The sequence below is a fragment of the Cytobacillus firmus DS1 genome (genome assembly GCF_000565285.1).
In the GTDB taxonomy this organism is placed as follows: Bacteria; Bacillota; Bacilli; order Bacillales; family Cytobacillaceae; genus Cytobacillus; species Cytobacillus firmus_A.
On sequence record NZ_APVL01000012.1, the window covers coordinates 1 to 15,090 of the forward strand.

The following is a 15,090-nucleotide window of genomic DNA, read 5'->3' on the forward strand; positions in this document are numbered from 1 at the left end:
TCTTATTTTAAAATGTCCACTTTCTTGACGGAAGACCAATTTCTTTTCTATTTGCAAGTTCCTTCTCCCTATTTGCAGGAACCCCCTCTCTATTTGCAGGTTCCCCCGGCATATTTGCGGAATTCGTTCCTATTTGCAAGTTTCACCTGGCTATTTGCAGGATTTCGCTTCTATTTGCAAGTTTCCTCTCCCTATTTGCAGGAACCCCCTCTCTATTTGCAAGTTTCCCAATTCTATGTGCATGGTTCATATTTCAACTCCATGCCTCACAGCCTAAGCTAAAAAACTCCAAAATAAAACCCCGGGCTATTCAGCCCAGGGGTTGTCCAATTATCTGGATACAAATCCTCTTAAGATATACTTCCATTTTGTCTTATTTTTCAGGCTGCTGAGGTGTTTTTTACTTAAATGTTTTGTTTTGAAGGAGGTGGCTGCTTCTGTTCCATCAAAATCTTTATGGATGCCATTGTCCATAATAATCCATTCGCCTTTTTCGAGGCCATCTTTAATTTCTGTTCTCCCATTTACCTGCAGTCCGCTCTCTATTTGTCTTCTTTCAAGCTTCCCGGTATTTGAGATCACCCATAAAGATGAAGCATCTTTGTCTTTTTTAATCACTTTGGAGGGAACTGTTACTGCCCCTTCAATCTCGTCTGTGACAATTTCGATATGAACCGGGGTCCCCTTTAAGATCTCTGTTGCGTCCTCATTTAACTGAACCGAGAAGGGATAAGTGCTTTCCTTATTCAGAGAAGCTCCGCTCTTTGGAAGGGATTCAAGGTTAATAATGCTTCCTTCTCCTTTAAAGCCCTTTGCTGAGACAAATACTTTAAGGCCCATAGAAGTTTCCATTCTCTCATCTAATGTTAATTCCCCATTAATCAGTGAAGCATCTGAAGTAATCGTAATAATAGGATTTTCAAGAGAGCGGTCAATCTCACTGATTGTTCCTGAAAAATTGCTCTGAACGGTTACACTGCCTGGCTGATCTTCCAGATAATCCAGCTGATTTTCAGTCATTTCGAGCTCCCTTTCCAGCATGCTGACTTGCAGCTCCTTTTCATGGATGTCTCTGTCTAAACTGGAAGTTACAGCTGTTTCACTGTCTTTTTCTTCTTCAGCAAAAATAAGAGTTCTTTTGTATGTTTCTAAATCATCTATATGATCTTCTAAATCATCCAGTTGGTTTTCAAGCTTTTCTGTTTCAGCATTCAGTCTTTCTTTTTCGGCATCAAGGTCTTCAGGCTGATATTCAAACAAACCCGTTCCAGGTGTAATCGTATCTCCCTCTTTAACCAAAAACTGATTAAAAACTCCCTGCCTCTCATCATAATAGACCTGGTATTCTTCCGCAGGTGATACCACACCTTTTTTCGAAAAGGAATCTATAAGATTCTCCTTCGAAACGGCCTGCCATTTATCTATGTATGCTGTCTTATCCACTTTACTTCCTGGCTTTAAGGCCAAATAAAGATTTGCAGCAATAAAGATTCCTATACACGCAACCAGGATTCTAAGCACCCAAGCTCTTTTCACAATAACACCGCCATTATATAAGTTTCTCAAATTCAAGATAGTAAATGGTAGATGTCATGATCCATCCAACCAGATTAACAATTATCACGATCAGCAGAATCCATTTTGGGCTTCGCTGTGAAAATGCTTTAAGATTCATATATTGGAAGAAAATTACCCAAATTTGAAAAAGTGTGATCGTGCCGGCCAGTTGAATCAGCAAACGGTTATCTGTTAAATATTGCACCATTACACCCAAACTGAAAGGCGAGGACACTCTCTCAAGACCAAAGCTAATCTGAAGAACAAGCGTTAAAGCTTTTTCTATTAATAAAACCGCTAACACAAATAGCTGCATAACCAGCAATTTCGCAAATTCCGTATCCATTGTGGTCCAATAAAAAATGGCTGGGACAAAAAAGATCAGCAGAGAAAAAACGATTCCCCATAATACTTTCCCAATGCCTAAAAATAGCTTTTTCGTTTCCAATTCCTGATGGGATACATTTGATATTTCATTAGATACAATATCCATGCCATATCCTGTATAAGCTGCCGCCAGATATAAAATCGCTCCGGCAGCCATGAGCAGCAGGAATCTTATATAAAGCCCTGTAATTTTCTCTGCTTTTGTCAATTGATAAAGGTATGTATTTGGACTTAGAATTCCTTTTATAAGCTGAACATGATAAAACATGGCTGTTTCTTCCTCCGTTAATGAACTTTCTTTTATTATATAAGAGATTGTAATAATTGCCAGTATAGAGTCGGAATTTCTAGAATTTAGTCAATTGCTCACAAGCAAAAGAAAAAGTGCCGCTGATGGCACTTTTCCCATTCGAACTAATTCTGCTGCTGCAGTTGTATATATATTAATCTTTCTCTGCCTGTCTCTACACCGAAAACAAAGTATACAAGATTGTCCCCCATTTTATAGATTATTTTCCAGGTCTGGTCTTCTTCAAAAAATCCTTCTCTTATAAGGGAGCCAGTACCGAGCCTATTTATTACATAAAGAGGCGAGATATCGGTTACAGAGTCAACTAAATACTTAGAAGTAAATATTTCTTTTCCGTCCGGCAGTTCAGTAAAATAAACGTATTTCTTTCCGTACTGATAATACCTTGAGCCTTCAAACAACCCTTCATCAGTTGGCTCTCCCAGCTTGCTCTTTACATCGTCAATCGTATTCCTTTTAATAATAATATCCTGCCCTTTCAGCTTTCCGTTCTCCGCATCTGTAAGAAGGTCTGATTTTATCATGACCAGATCAGCCATTTGCCGTTTCTTTAGAACCGAAGGAGTTTTGTAAAAGACATCAGATGAGTTCTTTACATAAACACCGGCACCTACGCCATAAAAATAGACACCATTGATCTTTTCATAGGAATATACCCTATATGTATTTCCTTTTTTGAACGTGCCGGCCGGCTTAAAACTTCCGTTGCTTTCTTTAATCAGCCGGCTTGTATCTTTCAGAATAGTCACCTTGCCAATTTGACCTTCTACTAATCTCGCATCATCCCAAATCACTGATGGCCTTATATCCTTAGAGGCTGCTGAAGCTGTCTCAGAATCCCCCATAATACCAAAAAAACCAGCAGCCATAATCATGCCTGCAATCAAAGTCTTTTTCATTATCCCACTCCTTCATTACTTATGTTTCAATAATATTACAAAAATATTACGATTGTAACCCATATTTTGTAAAACAGGCATATACTACTATAAAAAAAAGAAAACTGCCTTATTTGGCAGCTTCCTTATCATTTATTTTCCATTCAATTCTTCAAGTTTCTTTTTAGACGGAGTTTCGTACTTCACATACCCTTTCACATTGGTAATGTAATGTCCGGACCCGACTCCATACTGGCCGAAGTAATTGTAGTCATAGTTGTAGACACGGTAAACCTGACCAGGCTTTAACACACGTACAAACTGAAGCTTGTTATCAGCTGTGCGTTTCCATAGGTTAATAGGCTTTTGAACCGTAATGCGGCCGATTTGGCCTTTGTTCATCAGTACGCCATTCCAATAAACCTTAGGAGCAGGCTTATTGTCATCTTCTTTAGGCTCTTCAGGCGCTTTTGCTGTAATACGCCCTTCAACTTTTGTATTCACGGTGCCGATTTTTTGAATATATGCAATGAGCGCTTCATCGAGTGCAGGAAATTCATTAACAATTGCACTGTCTTTGAATGAGGTATACTCATCACCGCCGCTTGCCATGAAGTCATTTGTGGCAACAAGATATTCTTTGTTCATATCGACAGGCACACCTTTGATCTTCATGTCCTGTACCCGATTTCCAGCTGCTTTAGATTCATCAATAACAAAAGTCAAACCCGAAACATGCGGGAAGGCTCCTTTAGCGTCAGGATATGAATTCACACCATTCTCAATTCCTGCTTTAATTTGGGCACCTGTCAGCTTTTTTGTGACAATATAGTTTCCAAAAGGCAGTACTGTAATAACATCGCCTTTTGTAATTTCCCCTTCAGAGATTGAGGCACGAATTCCGCCGCCGTTGGTAATAGCCATATCTGCACCCGTCATGTCCACCATCGCATCGGTAATCAAGTTGCCGAGATTTGTCTCTCCTGCACGGACTTGTTCACGTTCTCCATCGAGTTTTACAGCCGTTTCACCAATGACTTCAGACAGAATCTCTTCTTGAGCTGTCTGAATTTCATCAATTACTTCTTTAACAGCCGGATCTTCTTCAACTGCTGCAGTTTGTTCTTTTGTAATTAAGCCGGCTGTTTTGCTCTTCAGTTCATTATTCTCAAAAGTCAGTTCCACCACGCCAAGATTTTTAGTATACTCTCCGGCACTTACAATCAGTGTATCATTTTCACCCTCCAGGCCTTCAACCAGCTTAGAGTGGCTGTGCCCATCAACAATCAGATCAATCCCAGGGGCGCCCTTTGCCACTTTAATGGAAGTATCTGTACTGGACTCATCAATTCCTAAATGTGTTACCGCAATTATCATATCAACGTTTTGAGCTTTCAGTTCCGCCACCATCGCCTGTGCTTCTTTTACCGGATCAGTGAAAGTTAAGCCTTCAACATTTTTTGGATGAGTTTTATAATGAGTTTCTGGTGTCGACAGTCCAAAGATCCCCAGTTTTAAACCATCAACCTCTTTTATTTCATAAGGCTTCAGTAGCTGATTTCCATCCTGCTTGCGAACATTCGCGCTTAAAAGCGGAAACAGCATTTTGTCTTTCAGTTCCATTAATCTCTCATAGCCATAGTTGAAATCATGGTTTCCGGCAGCCATACCATCATAGCCAACTTTATTCATCACATTAACAATGCTTTCTCCTTTGCTCAGTGTGGCAAAAGTGGTCCCGTGCAGGGTATCCCCAGCATCTAAAAGCAATGTATTTGGATTTTTACTTTCATATTGCTTTACTAGAGTGGATAGTTTTGCGAATCCCATGCCATCATATTCGCCTTCAACAGCACGGCCATGAGAATCATTGGTATGAAGAATAGTGATTTTTTTTGTATTTGCGTCCGCATTCCCTTCAGCATTAACCGTGAATGCCCCGCTGAACCCGGATGAAATAACCATGGCAGATACCAAGGCAATACAGCCCTTTTTCCAAATTCCCATTATAAACCTCCTGAATTTAAAGTTTATTATTACAAAAATATTATATATTAAAACTATTAAGATTTGTTTGCTAGTTTGTAAAAAAACCGTATAAAAGTCCTATTTTAATCGATTCGACAAACCCCGCACGAATGGTGTCAGATTATTTTTATTAATTTTCTGTTAATTAAGTGTTAAGATTTTGTAAAAAGCGTTTGAGGGTGGGGGAAAATGAAGTTAATAAAGAAGCATTATCCGGCTCTCCTGTCTTTAGCTTTACTGACAGGTTTTTTCAGCTTATGCTGGGCGTTTAAAACCTTTTACTTTATTTATGAATTGGAGCTTAACCCGCATAAGAAACTGATATTATTATCTTCTTGCGGGCTTGGATTTGCAGTGGCAGGATTAATATACTTCAGCAGAAAAAGAGTCCAGGCAGTTTTGGCCTTTATTGTTTACCTGCTTCTCTCTTTCCTCTTATATGCAGATGTATTGTATGAACGTTATTATGATGCCATTCTTCATATCCAGCTATTGCAGCAGGCGAATCAGCTTGGAGATGTGAAGGACTCGATTGCATCACTTGTTTACGTTAGTGATACCTGGTATTGGATAGACATCCCAGCCGCTCTTCTTGCTCTTTATGTTTTTTCACGGAAAGAACGGAACCTGAGGAATCCTTTTATCGGATCAGCCATGTTTGCTGCCGGCACTGTCTTTATTTTATTTGCGGCCTTTTATCCGCTGAAGGACACCTTTTCTGATCAATATAAAGTTTCCCTTACGGGTATCCTGCCAGCCCATATCTATGATCTTTCGAGAACTTACCATAACCATGCTGCAGCCAAAGAAATAACTGCTGAGGAAAAGACAGAATTGGAGATTTTGAAGGATTATTTCAAAGGAAAACAGGATCTTCTAAAAACATCTCCCTATTACGGAAAGTTTAAAGGGAAGAGTATTATTGTTGTGCAGGCTGAATCACTGAATGATTTTCCAATCGGCTTAAAAGTAAATGGTGCGGAAATAACCCCGCATCTGAATGAATTAATCAGCACCAGCCACTATTATCCGAATATTTACCTTCAAATTGGCAGAGGCAATACGTCAGATGCTGAATTTGCTGCAAATAATTCTTTATATCCCATTGCAGATATGGGGGTTTATAAAACTTATCCAAAAAATAATTTCATCTCGCTTCCGCAAGTACTAAAAAAAGAAGGATACGCAACGAGTGCTGCCCATGGAAATTCACCTGAATTCTGGAACCGGAGATTGGCATATCCTAACCAGGGCTTCGATAACTTTTACAGTACTGAACATCTAAAAATTAAAGAAGATGAAGTAATCGGAATGGGCGTTTCGGATCGAAGCATGTTTAAACAAATGATAGATATCTATAAGGAAGAAGAAAAGCCATTTTACAGTTTTATAGTCAGTCTGACGAATCATCGGCCATTTGACTTGCCGGGTAAATATCAATCTTTGGACCTTCCTGCAGAATTTACAGATACATTAACAGGAAATTACCTGCAGGCTACCCATTATTTTGACAAGTCAATGGGTTACTTTATCGAGAAATTAAAAGAAGAACAAATATGGGATGATACGATCTTTGTCGTCTATGGAGATCATTACGGGCCTATTCCAAAAGATAAGGATGAGATTGACCAGCTTCTCGGCATCAGCTTCAATCAGAAAGAGCAATTCAATGTCCCGATGATCATTCACCATCCAGGACAGACCACAGCTGTTAAAAATGAGGTTATTGGAAGCCAGCTGGACATCTTTCCTACTCTTGCATCTCTGATTGGCACCGAACAGCCGATTGCACATCTTGGGGCATCACTTGATATCAAAAAAGAGGGTTTTGCCGGTTTTGCTTATGAAACGACACCATACTCGTATTATTCGGGGCCATATGATTATGCCGCTTCACATAATGGAGTATTCCAGGACGGTATTTGCACAGATAACAAAACCGGGGAAAAAGTGTCCGTTAATGCCTGTAAAAAAACGTATGATCAGCTAGTAAATGATGTTCAGCTTTCTGAATTTCTTCTGAAAAACAATTTAATTGCGGAATTGTTTAAATAATTTCGAGGGATTCCAACAAAACCTGTGTATAACAGCGCAGAATTTGTTGGAATTTTTGTTGTTTTAATCAATTAAAAAGGCGGTATATACGTAATAACTAAAAATTGGGATTAAAAATATATAAAAAGGAGTTGTTTTTCGAATGAAAATTAAAGCAGGCAGCTGGAGCCTATTAACCCCTCAGGACAAATTGTTTATTTTGGAGGCAGTAAGCAGCCGCTCAAAAAACCGGAAACAGGAAGAGCAAGCTCCATCTCAAGAATCGTATATCCAATTATCATTTGATATATAAGTGTCTGTAAATTTTTTAACTATTTCCCTATCTTTGGATGTATTATTAACAACACGCTACTTTATGGTTAAAGTACGATAACAATCCGGACGGGCCCCTGTATTTCATATACGATGTAGTGGTAAATGAATTCCGTTACTACTGCAAGGATGTGAAAGTCATGGGTAAACCAAAAGCACATATCCAAGAGATTCATTATTTACGGGCTATTGCCTGCATATGGGTACTATTGGTTCACGTTTCAGCCTCCTTCTACTTTGAGAACGGCGAAACTTATAATGAACTTACCCTTTTCATCAATCAAATAAGCCGATTCGGTACACCTATTTTTGCTCTGATCAGCGGATTTCTGCTCTTCTACCAAACCCGGACAAAAGGCTTTAAGCTAAAAAAATTTGCTGTGAGCCGTTTTACGAAAATTGGTGTACCTTTTATATTTTGGAGCATTTTCTATCTTCTATTTATGTATTTCGTTCAAGGTGCGAATCCTTTTGAATCAGGGAAAAGACTGTTCCTGATCAACTTTGCTTTCGGCAATAGCTTTTACCATCTATATTTTATGTCAATCGTTTTTCAGTTTTACCTGCTGTTTCCGCTCCTTCAGCTGTTCCGTTCAAAAAAGAGCTGGATATTCTTATTAGCAGGTGCAATCTTAATTAATATCTATTCATTAAAAGTCTATAACCCGGGACAGTTCGAAGGAATCTGGCAGGTCATTCTCAGCCAGCGCGCCTTTTTGCCAAGCTGGATCTTCTTCTTTATTTTCGGGGGATTCACAGCTTATTATTGGGAACCGCTTAGCCAGTTCTCGAAGAAAAACAAGAAATTCTTAGGTGCGGGTGTCGTGATTTTAACTGTAATGGCTGTGGTGGAATATAAAATTATCGGATCCATCCCATCAAACCGGGCTACTAATATGATTAATATCCCAATTATCACTCTGTTTATGATGGGGATTGGGGAAGATATAAGGAAGATCAACTGGCTGGAAATATGCCTTTCAAAAATTGGAAGCCTTTCAATGGCCATTTATCTCGTCCATCCGTTTGTTCTTTTAACATTCCAATCCCTGGCACCGAAAAGTATTTGGAGTACAGTTAATTTTCCGTTTGTTTTTGCACTGATCCTGTCAGGAACCATTGGAGTGGTTAAGCTGATACAGCTTCTGCCTTATAACCAGTATTTGCTTACAGTGCCTAAAGTTAAGGATAAAAAGCCTGAAAAGGTAAAACGACTGAAGAAACTGGAAGCAGAATCGAATACGGCATGATCATAAAAGCCCTAATCCTCAAATGGAATTAGGGCTTTTGCTTATCTGAAAATTTTGTTTGGCACTTTTACTTCCGGCATACCGGCAGCATATGGCGCGACTTCATATTCAAAGAATTTGATCGCAATACCGCTTCCTGTGAAATAGAAAGGACGTTCATTATCTATCGTGATTTCATCCAAATATTCCGGGAAAATCATTTCCCCTCTGGCAGCACGATTCTTCAAGTCAGTGATGGCATACTTCTTAATCTTGCCTCTTGCGGTGCTCGTTTTTGCGACATCAGACAACTGCAGCTCAACACCTTTCATCAGGTCAAAATTATACGAGGTTACCGTTGACATTCCATGAACTCCGCCTGTGTACATATAATCGTAAACTAAAATGCTCAGAAGGTTATTTTCGTTATATTTCACCTTATAAGATACATCATAATCGTAGCTGTACATCCAGTCTTCATCTTCTGGCACGTGGTAGCCATAGTCATAGTAATAATCCCATCGATGCTCTTCCTCTTCATCCTCGAGATTTTGAGCATTCTCATAAGACCCTTCAAAATGACTCTTAATAATCGCATTAATACGCTCTTTTGCGGCATTATCCACTAAACTGCTTATTTGCGGATAAGTGAAATCCCCAATTTTCTTGTTCGTGAAGTTAACACCCAATGCCTGAAGCTTCACCTTGGATGGTGTTTCATATTTCACTTTGTTATCGCGGTCTATATAATAGCCGCCGCCTAATCCAAGCTTTCCTGGAAGGAACGTATAAATTCTATAATTTTCTCCTGCCTTCAGTGTTCTGGACGGAGTCTTTTTAGATCCATCCCATTTGTATAACTCCGTGTTCTTTAAAACTGTCAATCTCCCAATCTGGCCTTTTTTCAGCTCTGCTCCATCCCACATTACCTTGGCACTTGCCCCGCTGGGAATAGAAATGAAAAAAAGTAAGAATGAAGCTAATACCATAACAGCTATTTTGGCTTTTTTCATCGGATACCTCCAGAAATTAGAAATTAATTCCTTTTTAGGATATCACACAATAGGTATATAGAACTATTAGAAATCAGTTTATTTTTCAAATAATATTCACTATTCACCCATTTATTGAACATATAATTCATTGTATTTATTCTGCAAAGCTTTTATTACAACAGGATCAGAAACCTTTGACAGATTTGACTCAAAATATAGTATCCCTTTTTCAGCACCTGATTGATTTTGCGCAGTGTGATCCACTTTGATCTGATCCAGGACCATATTTAGTGTGACAGCCATCCTGGTTTCCTCAAGTATTTTTTCCGATGGGTCTTTATACTGCTTAAGAACCGCGTCCCGAGTTGTTTTTCCATGCACCCTATATAAATACTGAGCCTGCCTCTTGATCAGAGAAGACAATGAGTGATAAGAGGCTTCCATCTTATCCAGGTCCCCTGCCCTCTTGTGAGATTCAAGTTCCCGCTGCTTCACGGTAAGTTTTTCTCCGGCAGTTATGCCATCTATAAAGTTCATAGCACGCTCTCTGGTAAGTTCTATATTCTTAAGTTTTGGCGAATAGGCTTTTTTATGGGTTTCAGATAAATCAGCATAAGCTTTCTTTGCCTGAATCAGGCTATTTCCGGTTTGATTATAAGCCGCATAGGGCTTAACAGTTGCTTTTCCTTCATAATCCACATAGATTTGTCTATGAAGTGCCGAGCTTGCTCTTTCCGCATCAGCAAGATGCTTCAAAAATAGATTGACAGATGAATTAATATGATAGGTATGCACCTTGCCTGCCAGCGAAGATATGAACTTAACATCTTTTTTTACTGGAATTCCGGTTGTCATGATAACGAGAATATATGGCTGATCATCCATAATAATAGCAGCATCATTATAGATTAAATCCTTGGGAATGTAGCCTACCTTATGGGCGACTTTCTTTGAAGCAAGGCCGGGAGCAATTGTTTCTTTATACACTGTATTTGCAAGCAGATTCAATAGCTCATTTCCATACTGCGGGTTCTTCCCAGCAAAATTCCACACATGCTTTAAATAGACAGATAAATCGTTAGCCGTAGTGACATTCATCCCGGCAGGATAAACCGTTTTACCTCCCAATGACTTTGCATAATTAATAAAATTGCTTTTACCAACTTTTTCACGCAGCATAATGAAGGCTATATTATCAGAGTACACGATACACTTTTCCAGCAAATCGCGAATCGTATAAGAAGTCCCCACCCGGTCCTTTTGGATGACACCGCTTCCTCCGTAGTAGTGATGGGAACGATATGTAAGCTTTTCACTTAAATTAATTTTTCCTTTGGAAGCCAAATCATAAACAAACAAGGCTAACGGAAGCTTTATTGTACTCGCCGCAGGCCTTATTTTAGAAGAATTATAGGAATACGTCTCCCCTGTGCTCAAGTTCTCATAATAGATTGAAATATTGGGATACGCTTTAATTGACGGCTTAACATAAGATTCAAGCGTGCCTGCGGCTTTAGCCTCAAAAGCACCCATGCTTTGAAAAAACAGCATGAATGCCAGTAAAAAACAAGCTGACTTCTTCATTTCCTCTCTCCGCTCTATACTTTTTAGTTCTATTAAACTATAAAATGGAAAAGTTTTCTATAATTAATTTAAGTTCAAAGGATTCACTGAGTCAACGGTATAAAGTCTTTGTATTGAATTAATGTTCTATCTCTTATGCTCACCGCCTCCTTCATTAACTTTATTGAAGATTATAGAAAAACAAAAAAATCAATCAAACGTTTGATTGATTTTTTGAACCATAGAGGCTATCCATCATTATTTATTCCTTCTTATTAAAAACCAGACCGATCCTTGTACCTTTGGCATCACTTTTAATATACACTCTGTCGCTAAAACGTGACATCAGGTGAAAACCCTGGCCAAGAGTCGAGGTGGTGGAAAACCCCTGGATTAATGTGGCCTTGGGCAGATCATTCAATTGGATTCCTGATCCTCGGTCATCTATCAAAAAGATGATGTGCTGGTCTGAGCACCATGTTTCCATTGTTCCCTTTGCAGCATGTTTGAGGGCATTTGTAGCAGCTTCCTGGATCGCGAGTGTAATCTGGAGATGCCTGTCTTCCGCAATTCCTTCCTCTGTTAAATCTCTTTTGATATCCTGCCTCATATATTGCAGCTGCTTTAATTCAACCAGTTCAAAGACGCTCTTCTTCCGGTAGTTATGTAAAAGTTCATTAATTTCCTGGTCGTTTGTTAAAATCATTTTTCCTTTTGTAATAGAGCGGATTACTTCTTTGTAGGTCTCCCATTGTTTGAGAAGGAGCTGTTTTTCTCTTTGGACGACTTCCGTTACATCAAATGAAAGAAATCCACCTGTCTGAAATCCCAAGGGAATGGAGTGAATATCGATATATCTTTCGTTGTCTGCATCTATTATAAGTTCTCTTTCCGGTTTGTTGGCCTTAATGGCTTTCTCCATTAAAGAAATCATTTCCGGTTCGTTAAGATAGGTAAACGGCCCGCCGCTCATCTGTTTCAGGCGGCCTTTCTCATATTTAAATGTTGAGCCGACGACTAAACGGTCCAAAAGCTCTGATTTTAAAAGCTCATTATGCAGGTCTTCCCTCAGCTTTTCTTTAATATCATCCTGTAAATGTTCTGTCAGGCTGTTGATGACATCCTTTTTATCCATATATAAAAATTCATATTCATCTCTTGAAAGCCGATTATCCGATTCTGTCTCTCTCACAACTTTAATAATGTCAAAAGCAATTAAATTTTCGAAATCCTTATGATACACTGGCGAAACATGGACCTTTACGTCTCCAATTTCAAGGGAATATTCACGGCGGGGTGCAGAAGTTTCAACGAGCAATCCTACACGGCTGATTCCGCAAAGCAAACCTGAGTATTCTTCCTTATTATCCAAGTCAACCAGCTGAACTCTAGTCGGAGGATCTAGCTTCCGCCGCAGGGATCCGCCTTCGATCAGCTCTAAACAGTTATCACAATCTGCATTAATTGGACATGAATCACATTGAATCATCTAATCACCGCCTGGATAGTAAAAAAATACTACTATAAATTTAAAATCCTTTTAAAAGATTTGGTAATATTTTGATATATTTATTATATCAAAAGAACTAATTAAATGTTTCTCCATGATGCTTCTATCAAGCCGGTTTAAGGACATTTAAAATACGTTTTAAGACATATTAGACAGGATTTAAAGCCTTTTAAGACTTTACAATCTTCTTTGCTGTTTATCCATATATTATTAGTTTACGGAAGAGATTTTTTGGGTAAATATACCCAACCGGCTTCGTATAATAAATTTTAAAATCTGCATGGAGAAGGTCAAAAAAATGAAGATTTATCAGAATGCCCTGTTTGGTTTTGTAGTTTTATCCCTATTGGCTTCAAGCATTTGGAACTATTATGCTTTTCAAAGTCTGGAGAACCAGTCTGATCGATTCATTAATCGGTTAATTCCTTTAGAAATGACGATCGGAAATATATTCAAAAATCTATTAAACCAGGAAACAGGAATGAGGGGATACATTTATTCAGAAGACATCAAATTTCTTGATCCGTATAATGCAGGGAGAGAAAGACTTGACTGGAACATAGCTCAAATAAAAGTCCTGAGCAAGGACTACCCGGCTATTTCAGATTATTTCCATACCCATTCTTTGCCGCAGATCAAGAAGATACAATCTGCTTTTGAAAATGAGATCAACGCAGTCAGTGCTGCTCCATCAGATTTTGGGATCAGCATTCTGGCATCCAAGAAAGAAATGGACATTTATCGCATTCAGCATGAAGAGCTGCTAAACCTGGTGACCGGGGAAATGGAACTAGCAATGGAACATCAGAAAAGTGCGAGCCAAAGAGCGAAATACTTTTTAATTTTTGCTATTATTATTGCCGGCGTATCGGTAATTCTTCTATTGTCCACCTACCGCAAATCTTCAAAAGCTGAACATTTTATGATGCTTGCATCCCTGGATGGACTTACAAAAATTCCAAATCGGCGGTCTTTGGATCATCAGCTTCAAAAACAATGGAAAAAGCATCTGGCAAGTAAAGGAAACCTCGGCATTATCCTTTTGGATATTGATTTTTTTAAAAAGTATAATGATGAATATGGACATATCCTTGGAGATGACGTGCTTGCAAAAGTTGCGGAAACCTTACATAAAACAGCAAAAATGCAAAAGTGCTTTGCCGGCAGATATGGCGGAGAAGAATTCATGATCATCATGCCAAAAGCAACTAAAGCCCGCATGCAATCACTTGGGCAAACTTTAAATGACAAAATAATGACCCTCTCAATTGAACACAGCCAGTCTCCTTATAAGGTACTAACCATTAGCCTTGGCGGAGCAATCGGGAAGCCAGCCGCGGATATGCTGCCTCAGAATCTCACACAGATGGCCGATGATATGCTATACAAAAGCAAGGAAAATGGCCGGAATCAGTGCCATATACAACCGATTTAGGGGCAGGGAGGTTTCCTGCCCTTTTTTTATCGGAGGATAAGTGCAAAATAATTGAAAACCATTTTTTCTTTTAGTATGATGGAAAACGGTTTTGTTTTTTATTACTCCCTAGAGATGCACAAGATGACAAAAAATAAAAACAGTAGAATAGTAAAGGGAGAAATATAGATGACAAATGAATTAGCAGATTATTACAAAGAGTGGATTGAACAAAATGAAGTGCTGGTCGTCAAAAGCACTGAAAAAAAAATCTTAGTAGGCAGACTCATTAACTACGATGAAAAGGAACAATGCATATCCTTATATATAGATGAAGAAAAACGGATTGAAACCTTGGAGATTTCTGAACTCTCTTCTATTAAAACCCTTTTATAGCATGCTCCATACCACTTCATTAAGCACCGGTAATCCGCCGATTATCCTTTCCACGGGACAGGACCTTCCGCCTGTCCCGCTGAATTTCACTATCTTACAGTTTTAGCTCATAAACCTACAGCGGCCCGCGCTGTTATTGCCTGGCACTTGGGCAAGCCCGCTCCGCTCAGGTGAAAAGCCTGGTCTATTTGCGGATTTTGCTTGTCTATTTGTGGATTTCCCTGGTCTATTTACAGATTTCCCGTTCTATTTGCGGATTCCCCGTTCTATTTGCAAATTCTCCAGATCTATTTGCAGATTCCCCTTGTCTATTTGCAGATTCCCATCTATTTGCCAGATTCTCCAGATCTATTTGCAGATCCCTCTGTTCTATTTTGCAGATTTCCCCTATCTATTTGCAGATCCCTCTGTTCTATTTGCAGATTCCCTATCTATTTGCAGATTCCCCTTGTCTAT

Annotated in this window: 12 protein-coding genes; 5 read left to right on the top strand and 7 right to left on the bottom strand. The window is 39.0% G+C overall.

Going from position 1 to position 15,090, the window contains the following annotated elements:
* Positions 1–330 precede the first annotated feature (330 nt).
* The 4 genes from PBF_RS15955 to PBF_RS15970 all read right to left on the bottom strand — a co-directional run bounded on the left by PBF_RS15955 (position 331) and on the right by PBF_RS15970 (position 5,139).
* On the bottom strand, positions 331–1,536 hold the full coding sequence (locus PBF_RS15955) for an efflux RND transporter periplasmic adaptor subunit (protein WP_152539690.1): 1,206 nt from the start codon (positions 1,534–1,536) through the stop codon (positions 331–333).
* Positions 1,537–1,549: 13 nt separating this feature from the next.
* Positions 1,550–2,212: a hypothetical protein gene (locus PBF_RS15960; RefSeq protein WP_035330943.1), complete on the bottom strand. Its 663-nt coding sequence runs from the start codon at positions 2,210–2,212 to the stop codon at positions 1,550–1,552.
* A 146-nt stretch (positions 2,213–2,358) separates the two neighbouring features.
* Positions 2,359–3,153, bottom strand: coding sequence for a DUF4309 domain-containing protein (locus PBF_RS15965; RefSeq protein ID WP_035330944.1), 795 nt, complete (start codon positions 3,151–3,153; stop codon positions 2,359–2,361).
* Between the two features lie 132 nt (positions 3,154–3,285).
* A complete protein-coding gene (locus tag PBF_RS15970; protein ID WP_035330945.1) occupies positions 3,286–5,139 on the bottom strand; it encodes a bifunctional metallophosphatase/5'-nucleotidase in 1,854 nt (617 codons plus the stop codon).
* A gap of 210 nt (positions 5,140–5,349) precedes the next feature.
* Here PBF_RS15970 and PBF_RS15975 point away from each other — a divergent pair, with 210 nt between their 5' ends.
* The 3 genes from PBF_RS15975 (at position 5,350) to PBF_RS15980 (ending at position 8,777) form a co-directional block, all read left to right on the top strand.
* Positions 5,350–7,215: an LTA synthase family protein gene (locus tag PBF_RS15975; RefSeq protein ID WP_035330946.1), complete on the top strand. Its 1,866-nt coding sequence runs from the start codon at positions 5,350–5,352 to the stop codon at positions 7,213–7,215.
* Between the two features lie 142 nt (positions 7,216–7,357).
* A complete protein-coding gene (locus PBF_RS26170) occupies positions 7,358–7,507 on the top strand; it encodes a hypothetical protein (RefSeq protein ID WP_160169263.1) in 150 nt (49 codons plus the stop codon).
* Between the two features lie 160 nt (positions 7,508–7,667).
* Complete coding sequence (locus PBF_RS15980; protein ID WP_035330947.1) at positions 7,668–8,777, top strand: acyltransferase; 1,110 nt, start codon at positions 7,668–7,670, stop codon at positions 8,775–8,777.
* Positions 8,778–8,818: 41 nt separating this feature from the next.
* Here PBF_RS15980 and PBF_RS15985 read toward each other — a convergent pair whose 3' ends face one another.
* The 3 genes from PBF_RS15985 to PBF_RS15995 all read right to left on the bottom strand — a co-directional run bounded on the left by PBF_RS15985 (position 8,819) and on the right by PBF_RS15995 (position 12,803).
* Positions 8,819–9,769 carry a DUF3298 and DUF4163 domain-containing protein gene (locus PBF_RS15985; RefSeq protein WP_035330948.1) on the bottom strand — a complete coding sequence of 317 codons (951 nt, stop codon included), beginning with the start codon at positions 9,767–9,769 and terminating at the stop codon, positions 8,819–8,821.
* A gap of 111 nt (positions 9,770–9,880) precedes the next feature.
* The gene (locus tag PBF_RS24950; protein WP_051488901.1) at positions 9,881–11,335 is read right to left on the bottom strand and encodes a serine hydrolase; all 1,455 of its coding nucleotides are present in this window, start codon (positions 11,333–11,335) and stop codon (positions 9,881–9,883) included.
* A gap of 241 nt (positions 11,336–11,576) precedes the next feature.
* Complete coding sequence (locus PBF_RS15995) at positions 11,577–12,803, bottom strand: ATP-binding protein (protein ID WP_035330949.1); 1,227 nt, start codon at positions 12,801–12,803, stop codon at positions 11,577–11,579.
* A 319-nt stretch (positions 12,804–13,122) separates the two neighbouring features.
* Between PBF_RS15995 and PBF_RS24955 the strand changes: the two genes are divergently transcribed.
* Positions 13,123–14,259, top strand: a complete 1,137-nt coding sequence (locus tag PBF_RS24955) for a diguanylate cyclase (protein ID WP_051488902.1) — start codon at positions 13,123–13,125, stop codon at positions 14,257–14,259.
* Between the two features lie 168 nt (positions 14,260–14,427).
* Positions 14,428–14,634: a hypothetical protein gene (locus tag PBF_RS16005; RefSeq protein WP_035330950.1), complete on the top strand. Its 207-nt coding sequence runs from the start codon at positions 14,428–14,430 to the stop codon at positions 14,632–14,634.
* The last annotated feature ends 456 nt before the right edge of the window (positions 14,635–15,090 follow it).